Annotated in this window: 12 protein-coding genes; 6 read left to right on the forward strand and 6 right to left on the reverse strand. The window is 75.7% G+C overall.

Going from position 1 to position 14,230, the window contains the following annotated elements; all coding sequences use genetic code 11:
- Nucleotides 1-108 precede the first annotated feature (108 nt).
- Nucleotides 109-2,223, forward strand: coding sequence for an MMPL family transporter (locus ACN27B_RS01075; RefSeq protein ID WP_422743066.1), 2,115 nt, complete (start codon nt 109-111; stop codon nt 2,221-2,223).
- Nucleotides 2,224-2,243: 20 nt separating this feature from the next.
- Here ACN27B_RS01075 and ACN27B_RS01080 read toward each other — a convergent pair whose 3' ends face one another.
- From ACN27B_RS01080 to ACN27B_RS01100, 5 genes are all read right to left on the reverse strand, one after another.
- A complete protein-coding gene (locus ACN27B_RS01080) occupies nt 2,244-3,368 on the reverse strand; it encodes a glycosyltransferase family 4 protein (protein WP_099164240.1) in 1,125 nt (374 codons plus the stop codon).
- A complete protein-coding gene (locus ACN27B_RS01085; protein WP_099164239.1) occupies nt 3,365-4,624 on the reverse strand; it encodes a M48 family metallopeptidase in 1,260 nt (419 codons plus the stop codon). The genes ACN27B_RS01080 and ACN27B_RS01085 overlap by 4 nt, the downstream gene beginning before the upstream one ends.
- 702 nt (nt 4,625-5,326) lie before the next feature.
- A complete protein-coding gene (locus ACN27B_RS01090; protein WP_422743069.1) occupies nt 5,327-5,575 on the reverse strand; it encodes a hypothetical protein in 249 nt (82 codons plus the stop codon).
- 345 nt (nt 5,576-5,920) lie between these two features.
- Entirely contained in the window at nt 5,921-6,136 is a 216-nt protein-coding gene (locus ACN27B_RS01095; RefSeq protein WP_422743071.1) for a hypothetical protein, read from the reverse strand.
- Nucleotides 6,137-6,315: 179 nt separating this feature from the next.
- Nucleotides 6,316-7,716, reverse strand: a complete 1,401-nt coding sequence (locus ACN27B_RS01100) for an NYN domain-containing protein (RefSeq protein WP_099164237.1) — start codon at nt 7,714-7,716, stop codon at nt 6,316-6,318.
- Between the two features lie 127 nt (nt 7,717-7,843).
- Between ACN27B_RS01100 and ACN27B_RS01105 the strand changes: the two genes are divergently transcribed.
- The 5 genes from ACN27B_RS01105 to ACN27B_RS01125 all read left to right on the forward strand — a co-directional run bounded on the left by ACN27B_RS01105 (nt 7,844) and on the right by ACN27B_RS01125 (nt 13,317).
- On the forward strand, nt 7,844-9,601 hold the full coding sequence (locus ACN27B_RS01105; protein ID WP_422743073.1) for a DEDD exonuclease domain-containing protein: 1,758 nt from the start codon (nt 7,844-7,846) through the stop codon (nt 9,599-9,601).
- A 127-nt stretch (nt 9,602-9,728) separates the two neighbouring features.
- Complete coding sequence (locus ACN27B_RS01110; RefSeq protein ID WP_091577163.1) at nt 9,729-11,516, forward strand: RelA/SpoT family protein; 1,788 nt, start codon at nt 9,729-9,731, stop codon at nt 11,514-11,516.
- A gap of 49 nt (nt 11,517-11,565) precedes the next feature.
- Nucleotides 11,566-12,105 (forward strand): NUDIX hydrolase, encoded by a 540-nt coding sequence (locus tag ACN27B_RS01115; RefSeq protein WP_098746719.1) that lies wholly within the window; start codon nt 11,566-11,568, stop codon nt 12,103-12,105.
- A complete protein-coding gene (locus tag ACN27B_RS01120) occupies nt 12,102-12,977 on the forward strand; it encodes an NTP transferase domain-containing protein (protein WP_422743076.1) in 876 nt (291 codons plus the stop codon). The genes ACN27B_RS01115 and ACN27B_RS01120 overlap by 4 nt, the downstream gene beginning before the upstream one ends.
- A 52-nt stretch (nt 12,978-13,029) precedes the next feature.
- The gene (locus tag ACN27B_RS01125) at nt 13,030-13,317 is read left to right on the forward strand and encodes an Lrp/AsnC family transcriptional regulator (protein ID WP_013287689.1); all 288 of its coding nucleotides are present in this window, start codon (nt 13,030-13,032) and stop codon (nt 13,315-13,317) included.
- A gap of 60 nt (nt 13,318-13,377) precedes the next feature.
- Here ACN27B_RS01125 and ACN27B_RS01130 read toward each other — a convergent pair whose 3' ends face one another.
- Nucleotides 13,378-14,055: a DUF4142 domain-containing protein gene (locus ACN27B_RS01130; protein ID WP_091573209.1), complete on the reverse strand. Its 678-nt coding sequence runs from the start codon at nt 14,053-14,055 to the stop codon at nt 13,378-13,380.
- Nucleotides 14,056-14,230 lie beyond the last annotated feature (175 nt).

A 14,230-nucleotide genomic window follows, 5' to 3' on the forward strand; every position in this document is an offset into this window, starting at 1 on the left:
GCCCCACCCGTGGAGTCGGGGCGGCACCCCTGACCGGTGGGCCGCCGGCGGCGAAGGATCGCAGACAGGGCCCGCGGTCCGCGCCGGGCACGAGTGAGAGGAAACCGGATGTCCCCGTACCGAATGGCCGGGCTGCCCGCCGGCCGCCGCGGCAAGTACGCCGTCCTCGTCCTCTGGTTGGTGCTGCTCGCGGCCGCCGGGCCGCTCGCGCTGAAGCTGGGCGAGACGCAGGACAACTCGACGCTCGGCGCGTTGCCGCCCGGCGTCGAGAGCAGCCGCGCCGCGCAGCGGGCCGAGGCCGCCTTCCCCGAGGCCCGCCGGCAGCTGGCCGTCGCCGTCTACGTCCGCGACACCGGCCTCACCGCCGCCGACCGGGCCCGGGTCGACGCCGACCGGGCGGCCTTCGCCGGGTACGCCGACGGCGGCGCGGTCTCCCCTCCGGTGCCGAGCGCGGACGGCCGGGCGCTGCTGTTCTCGCTGCCGGTCACCGCCGACGAGCAGCGGCGCGCCGACGCGGTGAGCGCCATGAAGGACCGCCTCGCCGAGGGCGTGCCGGGGCTGCGGACCGCGCTGACCGGCGACGCGGCCGCCGAGAGCGACATCTGGGACGCGTTCGACGGGATGGACGGCGCGTTGCTGCTGGCCACCGCCGTCACCGTCGCCCTGCTCCTGCTGGTCACCTACCGCAGCCCGGTGCTGTGGCTGGTGCCGCTGCTCGCGGTGGGCGTCGCCAACCAGCTCGCCGGCGCCACCGTCTACCTGCTGGCCCGGCACGCCGGCCTGGCCGTGGACTTCCAGAGCCAGACCATCCTCACCGTGCTGGTCTTCGGCGTCGGCGTGGACTACGCCCTGCTGCTCATCGCCCGCTACCGGGAGGAGCTGCGCCGGCACGCCGACCGGCACGCCGCGATGGCGGTCGCGCTGCGCCGGTCGTACGGCGCGGTCTGCGCCTCCGCGGCGACCGTCGCGCTCGGCCTGCTCTGCCTGGTCGCGGCGGACCTGCCCGCCACCCGCGGCCTGGGACCGGTCGGCGCGGTCGGCATCGTGGCCGCGCTGCTGGCGATGACCACGTTGCTGCCGGCGGTGCTCGTCCTGTGCGGCCGGTGGCTGTTCTGGCCGTTCGTGCCGCGCCACACCCCCGGCGCGGACGAGCGGGACCGCACCGCCGACCACGGGGTGTGGCGGCGGGTCGCCGGCCTGGTCGGTCGCCGGCCGCGCCTGGTCTGGGTGGGCACCGCCGCGGCCCTGGTCGCGCTGACCCTCGGGATCGGCAACCTCGCCCTCGGCCTGCCCGACGACGAGTCCTTCACCACCGAGGTCGGCTCGGTCACCGGCCAGCGGCTGGTCGCCGCCCACTACCCGGGCGGGTCGACCGCGCCGGTCGAGGTGCTGGCCGCCGCCGGCGCGGCCGACCGGGTGGTGGACGCGGTCCGCGCGGTGCCGGGCGTCGCGGAGGTGGGCGGCCCGCGGCGGTCCGCCGACGGCCGTTGGGTACGCGTCACCGCGGTGCTCGCCGCCGCCCCGGACAGCGCCCCGGCCCGGGACACCGTGAGCCGGCTGCGGACCGAGGTGCACGCGGTGCCCGGCGCGCAGGCGCTGGTCGGCGGGCGCACCGCGACGCTGCTCGACGAGCGGCGCACGGTGGACCGGGACAACCGGGTGGTCATTCCGCTGGTGCTCGCCGTGGTCCTGGTGATCCTGGTGCTCCTGCTGCGCGCGCTGGTCGCGCCGCTGCTGCTGATGGCGAGCGTGGTGCTGTCGTACGCGGCGGCGATGGGCGCGGCCGGGCTGCTGCTCGACGCGCTGGGTCACCCACGGCTGTTCGTCGGGGTGCCGCTGCAGGCGTTCCTGTTCCTGGTCGCGCTCGGCGTCGACTACACGATCTTCCTGATGACCCGGGCCCGGGAGGAGACCGCGTCGATCGGGCACCGGCCCGGGATGCTGCGGGCGCTCACCGTCACCGGCGGTGTGATCACCAGCGCCGGGGTGGTGCTGGCGGCCACCTTCGGCGCCCTGCTGGTGCTGCCGCTGGTGCCGTCGGTGCAGATGGGGGTGATCGTGGCGGTCGGCATCCTGCTCGACACGCTCCTGGTGCGCAGCCTGCTGATCCCGGCGCTGACCCTGGACCTGGGCGCGCGTACCTGGTGGCCGGGGCGGCTGTCCCGTCGGCGGGTGGCCGCGGCACCGTCGCCCGCGGCCGAGCGGGCCGCGCTGCGGGTCTGACAGTTTGGTGGCCGCGCTGGTCAGCCGGCGAGCAGGGCGGCCATCCGCTCGGCCTGGGTCTCCCAGCGCCACTCCCGCTCCACCCAGGCGCGTCCGGCCGCGCCGAACTGTTGCGCCAGGTCGCGGTCGGCGAGCAGGGTGGACACCCGGTCGGCGAGCTGGGCCACGTCCCGGCCCCGGACCACGTACCCGGTCTCCCCGTCGCGGACGGCGTCCGGCGCGCCGCCGGAGTCACCGGCCACCACCGGCAGCCCGGTCGCGCTCGCCTCCAGGTAGACGATGCCGAGGCCCTCCACGTCCAGGCCCCGGTTGCGGGTGCGGCAGGGCATCGCGTAGACGTCACCGGCCGCGTAGTGCGCGGGCAGCTCGGCGGTGGGCACCGAGCCGGTGAAGACCACGTCCCGCTCCACCCCGGTCTGTCGGGCCAGCTTCTCCAGCGTCGCCCGGTAGGGCCCACCGCCGACGACCAGCAGCGCGGCGTCCGGCACCCGACGGCGGATCTCGGGCATCGCCCGGATCAGCATGTCCTGTCCCTTGCGCGGCACCAGCCGGGACACGCACACCACCACCGGCCGATCGGCGAGCCCCAGCCGCAGCCGGACCTGCCCGCCGTCCACGCCCGGGTGGTAGGTGTCCACGTCCACCCCGGGCGCGAGCCGCCGCAGCTCGGTGAGCCCGTCCAGCGCCCGGGCCAGCCGGACCCGGGTGTACTCGCCGAGGTAGGTGGTCACGTCGACGCCCCGGCCGATGCGGCGCAGCGCGGCGCGGGCGCCGGGCAGCGCGGCCCAGCCGACCTCGTGCCCGTGGGTCAGCGCCACCGCCCGGCGGATCCCCGCCCGCCGGCGCAGCCCGGACGCCAGCAGCCCCAGCGGGGCCGCCGCGCCGAACCACACCGTGTCGCAGCCGTACGACCGGGCCAGTCGAGCCGCCCGCCGCGCCACCAGCGGGGTGGGCAGCAGCACCTTGGTGCGTTCGCGAACCACCTCGAACGGCTGGTCGGCGTCGAACTTCTCCGCGCCGCGCCAGCTCGACGCGTAGACCACCACCGAGCCGGCGGGCTGCCGTACGGCCAGGTTGTGCACGAAGGACTGGATGCCGCCGGGGCGGGGCGGGAAGTCGTTGGTGATCAGCAAGGTGCGGCTCATCGGCCGGTCTCCCTGGCGTAGGCGCGGGCGGCGGCCATCCGCTCCACGGTGGACGGGTGGGACGCCGACCACAGGTACTCCCAGCGCGGCGGGTCGGGGTCGGACAGGTTGACCCCGGCCAGGCGGCGCTGCATCGCCTCGAACGTCGTCGGGTCGCCGGTGAGCGCCAGCGCATGCGCGTCGGCGCGGGCCTCCACCCGGCGGGAGACCAGCGCCTGCACCGGGGTCGCGAGCAGACCTGCCACCGTGACCAACGCGATCAGCAGCGGGAACGCGCGGGGCTGGGCGATGGACTCGACGCCGGCCAGCCGCAACAGCGGCGTCCACGAGCCGACCAGGTAGAGGGCCACCACCGCGGCGGCGGCGCCGAGCGCGCCGAGCACGGTGCCGGTCCAGACGTCCCGGTCCTTCGCGTGCCCCAGCTCGTGCGCGACCACGCTGGTCACCTCCGCCGGCTCGGCCTCGCGCAGCAGGGTGTCGTAGACCACGACCCGCCGGGTCGGTCCGAGCCCGGAGACGTAGGCGTTGACCGCCCGGGTCCGTCGGGAGGCGTCAGCGACCAGCACGTCGCGCACCGGGACACCGTCCCGGGCGGCCATGCTGGTCAACTCCGTACGCAGCGGGCCCGGCTCCATCGGGGTGAACCGGTTGAAGACCGGCTCGACCAGCACCGGCAGCACGAACGACAGCACGACCACCAGGGCGGCGGCGCCGGCCGCGCCGAACGCCCACCACCAGCGGGGGGCGAGCCGCACCACCGTGTAGAAGCCGAGCAGCACCAGCGCCCCGATGACCGCGCTGACGGCGTACGACTTGAGCAGGTCGACCGCCCAGCCGCCCCAGCCCTGGGTGCTCAGCCCGTAGCGGACCAGCACGGTGCGGCGCCAGGCCGAGAAGGGCAGCGTGAGCAGGTCGGCGAGGAACATGACGGCCAGCCCGCCGAGCACGGCCTGCGCGACCCAGTGGCCGCCGAAGGGCCGGCCGGCCAGCTCGACCAGGCGCCCACCCAGCGGGGTGAGTCCGAGCAGCAGCGCCACCACCAGCCCGACCGCGAGCGCCGACCAGCCGGCCGGACGCAACGCGTCGTGAAACGCCCGACCCCGGGCGACCTGGTCGACCGGGAGCGACCGCAACGCCGCGAGCTGGTCCGCCCGTGGGGCCGGCGGCCGGCCCCACGGCACCAGCAGCACGACGGCCACGACCAGCGCGACCGCCAGCCCGGCCAGGCTCAGCACCGCCCAACCGCGCGGGGTCACCAGCCCACCCCGCCGTCGCGACCCGTCCGCGTCATGCCGCTCCCCTCCACCGTGACCGCCCATCCTATTGCCCGATCCGAGCGGATCCGCTCCGGTGCCCGACCGCACACCGCCGCCGCCCACCCCGCCCGGTCACACCCGCCCCGCCCCGGCCCGCGCCGGCGCACGTCGCCCCGCTCCCCGCGTCAGCCCTGGGGCGGCAGCGGGCAGCGGGCAGCGGCTGACGGCGGTGGCACGGCAGCGGGCGACAGGAGCCGGCGGCATGCGCGGACGCGGGCGGTGGGCGGCAGGTGGCCGGGGCGGGGACAGGCGTCCCGGGCCGAGCGGCCGGCGCGGGTGGTGGGTGACCGACGCGGGTGGGGGTGACCGGCGCAGGTGGGGGTGACCGGCGCGGGTGCGGGCGGCCGGCGCAGGTGGGGGCGGCCGGCGCAGGTGGGGGCGGCCGGCGCAGGTGGGGGCGGCCGGCGCAGGTGGGGGCGGCCGGCGCAGGTGGGGGCGGCCGGCTCGGGCAACGGCTCCGGACTACTGGCGCTCGGGCGACGGGCGCTCCGCGGCGCGTCGTGGGCGGGTCGCATGCGCGGGCGGCGAAAGGCAGGGCCCGAGAGCGATATGCCTCTGAGTCATATTTATGACCAGGAGTCATATCGCTCCTGATGCATGCGTCTGGCGGGCGCGACACGCCCAAGGGAACCGGGCTCGGGATCATGCCGGAGGGAACAGCCAGTCGACAGCAGCGGAGCGGACCCGTGGCGGGCTGAGCCGGGGCCGGCCGGCAGGACAGCGGCGCCGCCGACCTCGCGATGGGCGGTCATCGCCGCAAGCCGGAAGCAGCAGCAGCGGCAGCAGCAGCGGCAGCGGCAGCAGCAGCGGCAGCAGCAGCAGCAGCAGCGGCAGCAGCAGCAGCAGCAGCGGCAGCGGCAGCAGCAGCGGTAGCGGCACGTGCAGCCCCATGTCGGGGTTGGCAGCCGCGCGTCCACGCCCGACGGCGCGGTGGCGCGAGGTCGACAGTGGTCCGCCCGGCAGGATCGGCCGTCGGCCGTCGGCCGTCAGCCGTCAGCCGTCAGCCGTCAGCCGTCAGCCGTCAGCCGTCAGCCGTCAGCCGTGGGCCGTGGGCCGTGGGCGGTGCTCGGGCGCCGGACCGGCGAGGCCGGCGGAGTCGGCCCGAGGGCCGGCCGTCACGGGCTCAACCCGGAGTGCCCGCCCGGCCGGCCTGGAACGCGACGGACTCAGCGAGCCGGACCGATGGACGGGGAGAGTCCGGGCGCGGGGGTCGGGCCGCCCGGAGGCAGGCGGTGGTCAGGCGACGCGGCGGCGGGCGGAGCGGCGGGGCGCCGGGGCCGGCGCGGACGGCAGCACCTGCACGTCGAAGCCGGCCCGGGCGAACACCTCGACCGCCCGGTGCTCGGCGGGGCCCAGGTCGGCCGACGGCGAGTCGGGGTCGAGCAGCGCGGTCACCAGACAGCCGGAGCAGCCGGCGCCGCGGATGCCGCAGGTGTCGCAGTCGATGAGCATCAACGCCTCCTGACGGGTCGCCGGTGGCGGTCGGGGAAGGGACCACCACCGTCGGTCACCGAAAGGCTATGCCTGGGGTGTGACAGAATCGGACAACGAGGCAGTACCCATCTCGAAAACGATCATCCGGCCACCAGTACGCCGAAGTGGCGCGATCGGAACGCCGCCGTCGAGTCGGGTCAGGAGCGGGCGAGGCGGCGCAGCAGGGAGTCGGCCCCGAGCGGGTACGCGCCGTGGCGGCGGACCCCGTCGGCGACCTCCCGGTCCGAGGAGACCACCACCACCGGGCGGCCGGCCGGCTCGGCGCGGACCAGCCGTCGGATCAGCTCGTCGGCGGTCTCCCCCTTGCGGGAGAAGAGCACGCGTACGCCGCGCGGCGCCGGGGGCAGGCCGTGGATCCGCTCGGCCCCGTCGAAGACGACGGTGACCTCGTCCCCGGTCTGCGCGGCGATCCCGCCCAGGCCGGTGATCAGCCGCTTGCGCTGCTGCTCCAGCGACATCTCGCCGAAGCCGCGTTTGGTGACGTTGTAGCCGTCCACCACCAGGTGTGCCCGGGGCAGGGCGAGGAGCTGGTCGAGGCGGGCCGGGTCGTCCGTGTCGCGGGCCCGGGTCGCGGCGCCGGCCGGCGCGGCTCCCGGCTGGTCGGCGAACGCGTCGGCGACGAAGTCGGCCGGCAGCGCGTCGACCGGGTCGAGCGCCAGCTCCCGGCGCAGCCCGACCGCGGCCTGACCGATCGTCTCCAGCAGCAGCCACAACCGGGCGTCGTCGACGGAGCGGGCCTCCTTGGCGCTGGCCCGGGCCACGCCGGCGGCGGCCTCCGCCTCGGCCAGCCGGGCCCGGGCGCGGCGCAGCTCGGCGTCCGCGTCGGCCGCCGCGCGGGCCGCCCGGCCGCGCTCGGTGGCCAGCAGTTCGCTGGCCTTGCGCTCCCGGGCCTGGGTCTCCCGCAGGGTACGGGCCAACTGGCGCGCCTCCTCGCGGAGCTGGCCCAGTTCCTCCCGGACCCGGGCCAGCTCGTCGCGCAGCTTGTCGGCCTCGACCCGGGCCACCGCCCGGTCGTGCTCGGCCCGGGTGGCCCGCTGTTCGGCCTCCCGCACCAGCTCGGCCACGACCGCGCTGTCCGCCTCGGCGCGTACCGCCTCGCCGCTGGCGTCGATGAGTTCCCGCCAACCCCTGGGTCGGGCCAGGTAGGCCAGGGCGGCCACCTCGACCGGGTCGGCCGCGGCCGGCGCGGTGCCCTCCACCACGGCCGCGCCGAGGTCGCCGGCGTCGGCCAGCACCCGGGCGGTGACCCGCTGCCGGAACAGCGGGTCGGCGGTGAGCTGGGCGGCGATCACCGGGGCGCCGAGCCGGGCCCGGCGGTTCGGGGCGAACTTGGCGACCCGGCGCAGCGGCACCGGCACCTCGTCGGCGGGCAGGCCGGGCAGCACGGCGGCGGTCAGCGTGACGATCCGCTGGCGGACCGGCTCGGGAAGGGTGGGCTCGGGCTCGACCGTGGTCGACGGTTCCTCACCGGCTCCGGGCGCACCGACCACCGGCTCCTCCGGGGAGGTGCGGTCGTCGTGCGGCTCGGTGAGGGGCATGTGGCAAGTCTCCCACCCCGAACGGGCCCACCGCCCGGTGAGTGAGCCGATCTCTCATCGTACCCCCGTGGTAACGGAAGGGGCCGGAGTGACCGGAGTGTCGGACCGTGCCGTTACCGTCCGGCGGGTGACGCGAGCGGAGTACGTCCAGGAGGCGTTGGCCGGTCTGGACCGGGCGGCGGGCAGCGGGGTCGACCCCGCGTTGCCGCTCTACGCGACCACCTTCGTGGTGGTCGACCTGGAGACCACCGGCGGCGCGCCGGACGGCGGGGGGATCACCGAGATCGGCGCGGTGAAGGTCCGTGGCGGCGAGGAGCTGGGCGTGCTCGCCACGTTGGTCAACCCCGGGGTGCCGATCCCGCCGTTCATCACCGTGCTGACCGGCATCACCCAGGCGATGCTGCTGCCCGCCCCGCCGATCGAGCAGGTGTTGCCGAGCTTCCTGGAGTTCGTCACCGACGCCGTGCTGGTCGCCCACAACGCCCCCTACGACGTCGGCTTCCTCAAGGCCGCCTGCGCCAAGCACGGCTACGCGTGGCCCAACCCCCGGGTGCTGGACACCGCCGCGCTGGCCCGGCGGGTGCTCACCCGCGACGAGGTGCCCAACCGCAAGCTGGGCACCCTGGCGGCCTACTTCCGCACCGCCACCCAGCCCACCCACCGGGCCCTGGACGACGCCAAGGCCACCGTCGACGTGCTGCACGGGCTGATCGGCCGCCTCGGCGGGCACCGGGTGGACACCGTCGGCGAGGCGATCGAGTTCGCCCGCGCGGTCACCCCCACCCAGCGGCGCAAACGGCACCTGGCCGAGGGGCTGCCGAAGGCCCCCGGGGTCTACATCTTCCGGGCCGCCGACGACCGTCCGCTCTACGTGGGCACCTCCGGCGACATCGCCACCCGGGTCCGCAGCTACTTCACCGCGGCGGAGAAGCGGGCCCGGATCTCCGAGATGCTGGCCGCCGCCGAGCGGGTGGAGGCGGTCGAGTGCGCCCACTCGCTGGAGGCGGAGGTCCGCGAGCTACGGCTGATCGCGGCGCACGCGCCGCCGTACAATCGCCGGTCGAAGTATCCCGAGCGCCAGGTGTGGCTGAAGCTCACCGACGAGGCGTACCCCCGGTTGTCGATCGTGCGCGACCTCGCGCCCACCGACTCGGCCTACCTCGGCCCGTTCCGGTCCCGGCAGGCGGCCGAGCTGGCCGCCGCCGGCTTCCACGACGCGGTGCCGCTGCGCCAGTGCACCCACCGGCTCTCCCGGCGCACCACCATGCCGGCCTGCGCGCTGGCCGAGCTGGGTCGCTGCCCGGCGCCCTGCGAGCACCGGATCACCCCGGAGGAGTACGAGCACCGCGCGGCCACCCCGTTCCGCACCGCCACGCGCGACGACCCCGGGGTGGTGGTCGAGGCCCTGCTCGCCCGGATCGAGGTGCTGTCCGCGGCCCAGCGCTACGAGGAGGCCGCGGTGGCGCGGGGCCGGCTGGTCGCGGTGCTGCGCGCGGCGGTCCGGATGCAGCGGCTGGCCGCGCTGACCGGCATCGCCGAGCTGGCCGCCGCCCGACCGGCCGCCCGGGGCGGCTGGGAGCTGGCGCTGGTCCGGCACGGCCGGCTGGCCGGGGCCGGGGTGTCCCCGCCGGGTGTCCACCCGCGACCGACGATCGCCGCGATCCGGGCCACCGCCGAGACGGTGCTGCCCGGGCACGGGCCGGTGCCGGCGGCCACCGCCGAGGAGACCGAACGGATCCTGTCCTGGTTGGAGCGACCGGAGACCCGGCTGGTCGAGGCGACCGACGGCTGGGCCTCCCCGGTGGGCGGCGCGGGGCGGTTCCGTGACCTGCTGGCGAAGGCGGAGAACGGCGGGTCCCACCAACTCTCGACCGAACGCTCATGACCAAGTGTCCGATCGGACTACGTCGACTCCCTTAGTCTGTTAAAGAAGTGCAGACCTGCCCGATTCGCGGGCCCGCTCCCGGTCGCCGGTCCCGGCGGTCGAGGGTCGGGGTGAGGAGGTGTCCCAGGTGGACGTCGACGCCGGACACGGCGCCGCCCTGGGCGGCGCCCTTCCGACCCAGGGCGAGCTGCCGCTCACCCGCCGCCTGCGCTCCCTGCTCACCTGGCCCACCACCGACGGCGACCCGGTCACCGCCCTGGTCCGCACCCACCGCGGGATCCACCCCAGCGCCGACGCCCCGGTGCTGCGCCGGGCCTACACGATCGCCGAGAACATGCACCGCGGCCAGTTCCGCAAGAGCGGCGAGCCCTACATCACCCACCCCCTCGCGGTGGCGCAGATCTGCGCCGACCTCGGCATGGACACCACCACCCTGGTCGCCGCGCTGCTGCACGACACCGTGGAGGACACCCGCTACACGCTCCAGGCGCTCCAGGAGGACTTCGGCCGCGAGGTGGCCCACCTGGTCGACGGCGTGACCAAGTTCGACAAGGCGTTCTACGGCAAGGCCGCCGAGGCGGAGACCGTCCGCAAGATGATCGTGGCGGCCGGCAAGGACGTCCGGGTCCTGGTCATCAAGCTGGCCGACCGACTGCACAACATGCGCACCCTCGGCGTCCGCTCGGCCGCCTCGCGGGAGCGGATCGCCCGCAAGACGCAGGAGGTGCTGGTCCCGCTCTGCGACCGGCTGGGCATCCAGACCCTGAAACGGGAGCTGGACGACGTGGTGCTGCTGCACCTCCAACCCGACGAGCACGCGCGGATCGAGCGGTTCGTGCACGACCGGCCGGGGTGGGACGCCTACCTGGGCGACGTGGTGGCCCGGACCCGGGCCGCGTTGCGCCGCAACCGGGTGGACGCCGAGGTGTCCCCCCGGCCGCGACACCTCTACTCGATCTGGAAGGACACGGTCGCCGGCGACCACGCCGCCCCGTACGACCTGCCGCGCATCGCGATCGTGGTGGACGGCCCACCGACCGACTGCTATGCCGCGCTCGGCGCCGTGCACGGCCTCTGGCGGCCGGTGCCGGGCCGGTTCAAGGACTTCATCGCCTCCCCGAAGAACAACCTCTACCGCTCGCTGCACACCAGCGTGTGCGGCCCGCAGGACCGCACCGTGGAGGTGCTGATCCGCACCAGCGAGATGCACCGTTCCGCGGAGTACGGCGTGGCCGCCCACTACCGCTTCCCCCGGGCCGCGGGCCGGGCCGCCGACCGGGCCGACGAGTTGGCCTGGCTGCGCCGGGTGCTCGACTGGGAGCAGGACACGGTCGACCCGACCCAGTTCATGGCGTCGCTGCGGTGCGACCTGGCCGAGGCGCAGATCCAGGTGGTCGCCGACGGTCGCCAGGTGGTGCTGCCGGCCGGGGCCACCCCGGTCGACCTCGCGTACGAGCTGGGCACCGAGCGCGGCGACCACTGTCTGGCCGCGCGGATCAACGGCCGGTTGGCCCCGCTCTCCTCCGAGCTGGAGGAGGGCGACGTGGTGGAGATCTTCACCGAGAGCGACGCGGAGAGCGGCTTCGAGGTGGACGTGGCCCCGCGCGGCCCGCGCCGGGAGTGGCTGGGCTTCGTCAAGTCCCCGCACGCCCAGATGCAGATCAACCGCTGGTTCGCCGAGCACACCGAGCCGGGCATCTCGATCGCCGACAAGGTCCGCCTCGGCCGCGCCTCCATCGGGCTGGCGCTGCGCAAGCACAACCGGGGCCTGGCCAGCGACCTGCCGCTGCTGCGGCTCTCCGAGGAGTTGGGCTACCCCGACCTGGAGACGCTGCTGGTGGCGGTCTTCGACCGCACGGTCGAGCCGGACACGGTGGTCCAGCAACTGATCGACCTGGTCGACCACCGGCAGTAGGGTGAAGGTCGTTCGCCCGCGTCCGCCCGGCGGCCACTAGCCTGGACGCATGATCCCCCGCGCGCGTGCCACCGGACGGGCCCTCGGCTACCAGCTCTTCTACCGGCTTCCGGTCCCGCTGCGGCGGCGACTGGTGCGGTTGGCCGTGCCGAAGTACATCGTGGGGGCGGTCACGCTGGTCCGGGACACGGAGGCCACCGGCGCCGGGCGGATCCTGCTGCTGCGCCAGCCGCCCGGCCACAGCTGGACCCTGCCGGCCGGTCTGCTGCAACGCGGTGAGGCGCCCGTGGTCGGCGCCGCCCGGGAACTGTACGAGGAGTCCGGCGTCCGCCTCTCCCCCGACGCGCTCCGGCCGGCCGTGCCGAACGCGGTCGTGCACGCCAAGGGCTGGGTCGACGTGGTGTTCGAGGCGGAGGTGCCGGCGTCGCGCACCGAGCTGGCGGTCGACGGGGCCGAGGTCTTCGAGGCCGCCTGGCATCCGCTGGACGACCTGCCCCGGCTCAGCCGCGCCACCGCCAACCTGCTCGGCTACTACGGCATCGGGCCGCGCGCCGGCGAGGTCCCGCCGGCGACGCCACCGGCCGCGTGAGCCCACCGGCGGCCGGAGCGACGACGGCCGGGGTCGAGGTGTGCGCGGTCGTGCTGGCGGCGGGTGAGGGCACCCGACTGCGCCCGCTCACCGAGCGGGTGCCCAAGGCGCTCTGCCCGGTCGGCAACGTGCCGCTGCTCGACCGGGCCCTGGCACGGTTGGCCGGCCTCGGCCTGACCGGCCCGGACCGGGTCGCGGTGAACGCCTGCTACCTGGGCGACCAGGTGGTGGCCCGGGTGGGTGACCGGGCGCACCTGTCGGTCGAGCCCGGCGACCCGCTGGGCACCGCCGGCGGGCTGGGGCGGCTGCGGGACTGGATCGCCGGGCGGGGCGTGCTCGTCGGCAACGCCGACGCCTACCTGGCCGACCCGGAGACCCCACCGGGCCCGGACGTGGCCGCGCTGCTGGACGGCTGGGACGGGCGGAGCGTACGCCTGCTCGGACAGCCGGCGGACGACCCGGCCGCCCCCGGCACGTTCGACGGGCACCGCTTCGTCGGTTTCTCGCTCCTGCCCTGGCGGATGGTCCGGGACCTGCCGGCCACGTTCGGCGACCTGGTCCGGGCGGTGTGGCGGCCGGCGGAGGCGGCCGGCGCGCTGACCGTGGTCCCCTACCGGGGCACCTTCTACGACACCGGCACACCGGCCGACTACCTGGCCGCCAACCTGCACACGGCCGGCCCGGACGGGCTGGTCGACCCGTCCGCCACCGTGGACGGCCGGGTCATCCGCTCGGTGGTGGGCGCCGGCGCCCGGGTCCACGGCACGGTCGACCGGTCGGTGATCTGGCCGGGCGCGACCGTCGCCGCCGGGGAACGCCTCGATCGCGTGGTCCGGGCCGGCGCCGACCTGACCGTCCCGGCCGCGCGGTGACCGCGCCGGGCTCTAGCATGGGCCTCGTCGCCGACGAACGGAGAAACGTCCCGTGATCACCGCGATCGTGCTGATCGACTGCGCCACCGACTCCATCCCCGAGGTGGCCGAGACCCTGGCCAACCTGCCCGGCGTCAGCGAGGTCTACTCGGTGGCCGGGCACGTCGACCTGATCGCCATGGTCCGGGTCCGCGAGTTCGAGCAGATCGCCCAGGTCATCGCCGGCAGCATCTCCAAGGTGCCCGGCGTGCTGAACACCGAGTCGCACATCGCGTTCCGTGCCTACTCGCAGCACGACCTGGAGGAGGCGTTCGCGATCGGGCTGGCCAACGCCGACTGAGACGGGCGGCCGGCCCGCCCCTGGTGGGGACGGGCCGGCCGACCTGGGTCGTGCGGTGCGTCAGCTCTGCGCGGGCGCCGGGGACTCGGTGCCCGGAGCGGGCTCCTCGGTCTCGGTGCCGCCCGGAGCCGGCGACTCGGTGCCGCCACCGCCCGGCGCCGGCGACGTGGTGCCGCCCGGGCTGGGCGTGCCGCTGGCGCTGGTCTGCGGAACCGGGATGCCCAGGGTCTGGGCCAGGGCCACCAACGCGTCGTAGTGCGCCTGGAGGACCGGCAGCGCGTCCTGGGCGATCTGCACCACCGACTGCTCGGAGCCCTGCGAGATCTCCGTCTGGGTGGCCTGGATTGCCTGGACGTGGCCGGCCAGCTGGGCGGTCACCCACGCCTTGTCGAACTCGGCCCCGCTGAGGTTGTTCAGCTTGTCGAGGACCTTCTGCTGGTCGGCGGTGGGGTCGGCCGGCAGCTGCACGTTCAGCTGCTGGGCGGTCGACTGCACCGTCTGGTCCAGCTGGGTGTGGTCCGTGACGAACATCTTGCCCAGGTCCTTGACCTGCTGGTTCTGGCCCTTCTGCTGGGCCAGGTTACCGGCGGTGATCTCGAACAGGTTGACCTGGTGCACCGCCTGCAGATACTGGGTGTCCTGCGTCGACGGCTGCGCCGCGGCCTGCGCCGCGGCGGCGGGCGCCAGCCCCACGACCACCAGCGCGGCCAGCAGGCCCAGGCGTTTGATTCCCAACATGCTTCCTCCCCCATGAGACGTCGGACCGCACGGATACCCGGCTGACCGGGGTTATTCCTGCGATTCCACCCGTCCGTGTCGGGGGGCGGCGGGGCACGGGGGCGGGGCCGCCGGGCGTCCGGCGGGCACAACCGGACGACAGTGCCGGAAACGGCCGTGGCGCCCGCCGGATGGT

Source organism: Micromonospora sp. WMMD754, from assembly GCF_049315235.1.
In the GTDB taxonomy this organism is placed as follows: Bacteria; Actinomycetota; Actinomycetes; order Mycobacteriales; family Micromonosporaceae; genus Micromonospora; species Micromonospora sediminicola.

Excerpts from the sequence above, each read along its gene's own strand:
- ACN27B_RS01075 (WP_422743066.1), top strand. The coding sequence starts at position 109 with ATGTCCCCGTACCGAATGGCCGGGCTGCCCGCCGGCCGCCGCGGCAAG.
- ACN27B_RS01080 (WP_099164240.1), bottom strand. The coding sequence starts at position 3,368 with ATGAGCCGCACCTTGCTGATCACCAACGACTTCCCGCCCCGCCCCGGC.
- ACN27B_RS01090 (WP_422743069.1), bottom strand. The coding sequence starts at position 5,575 with ATGGGGCTGCACGTGCCGCTACCGCTGCTGCTGCCGCTGCCGCTGCTG.
- ACN27B_RS01095 (WP_422743071.1), bottom strand. The coding sequence starts at position 6,136 with ATGCTCATCGACTGCGACACCTGCGGCATCCGCGGCGCCGGCTGCTCC.
- ACN27B_RS01100 (WP_099164237.1), bottom strand. The coding sequence starts at position 7,716 with ATGCCCCTCACCGAGCCGCACGACGACCGCACCTCCCCGGAGGAGCCG.
- ACN27B_RS01115 (WP_098746719.1), top strand. The coding sequence starts at position 11,566 with ATGATCCCCCGCGCGCGTGCCACCGGACGGGCCCTCGGCTACCAGCTC.
- ACN27B_RS01130 (WP_091573209.1), bottom strand. The coding sequence starts at position 14,055 with ATGTTGGGAATCAAACGCCTGGGCCTGCTGGCCGCGCTGGTGGTCGTG.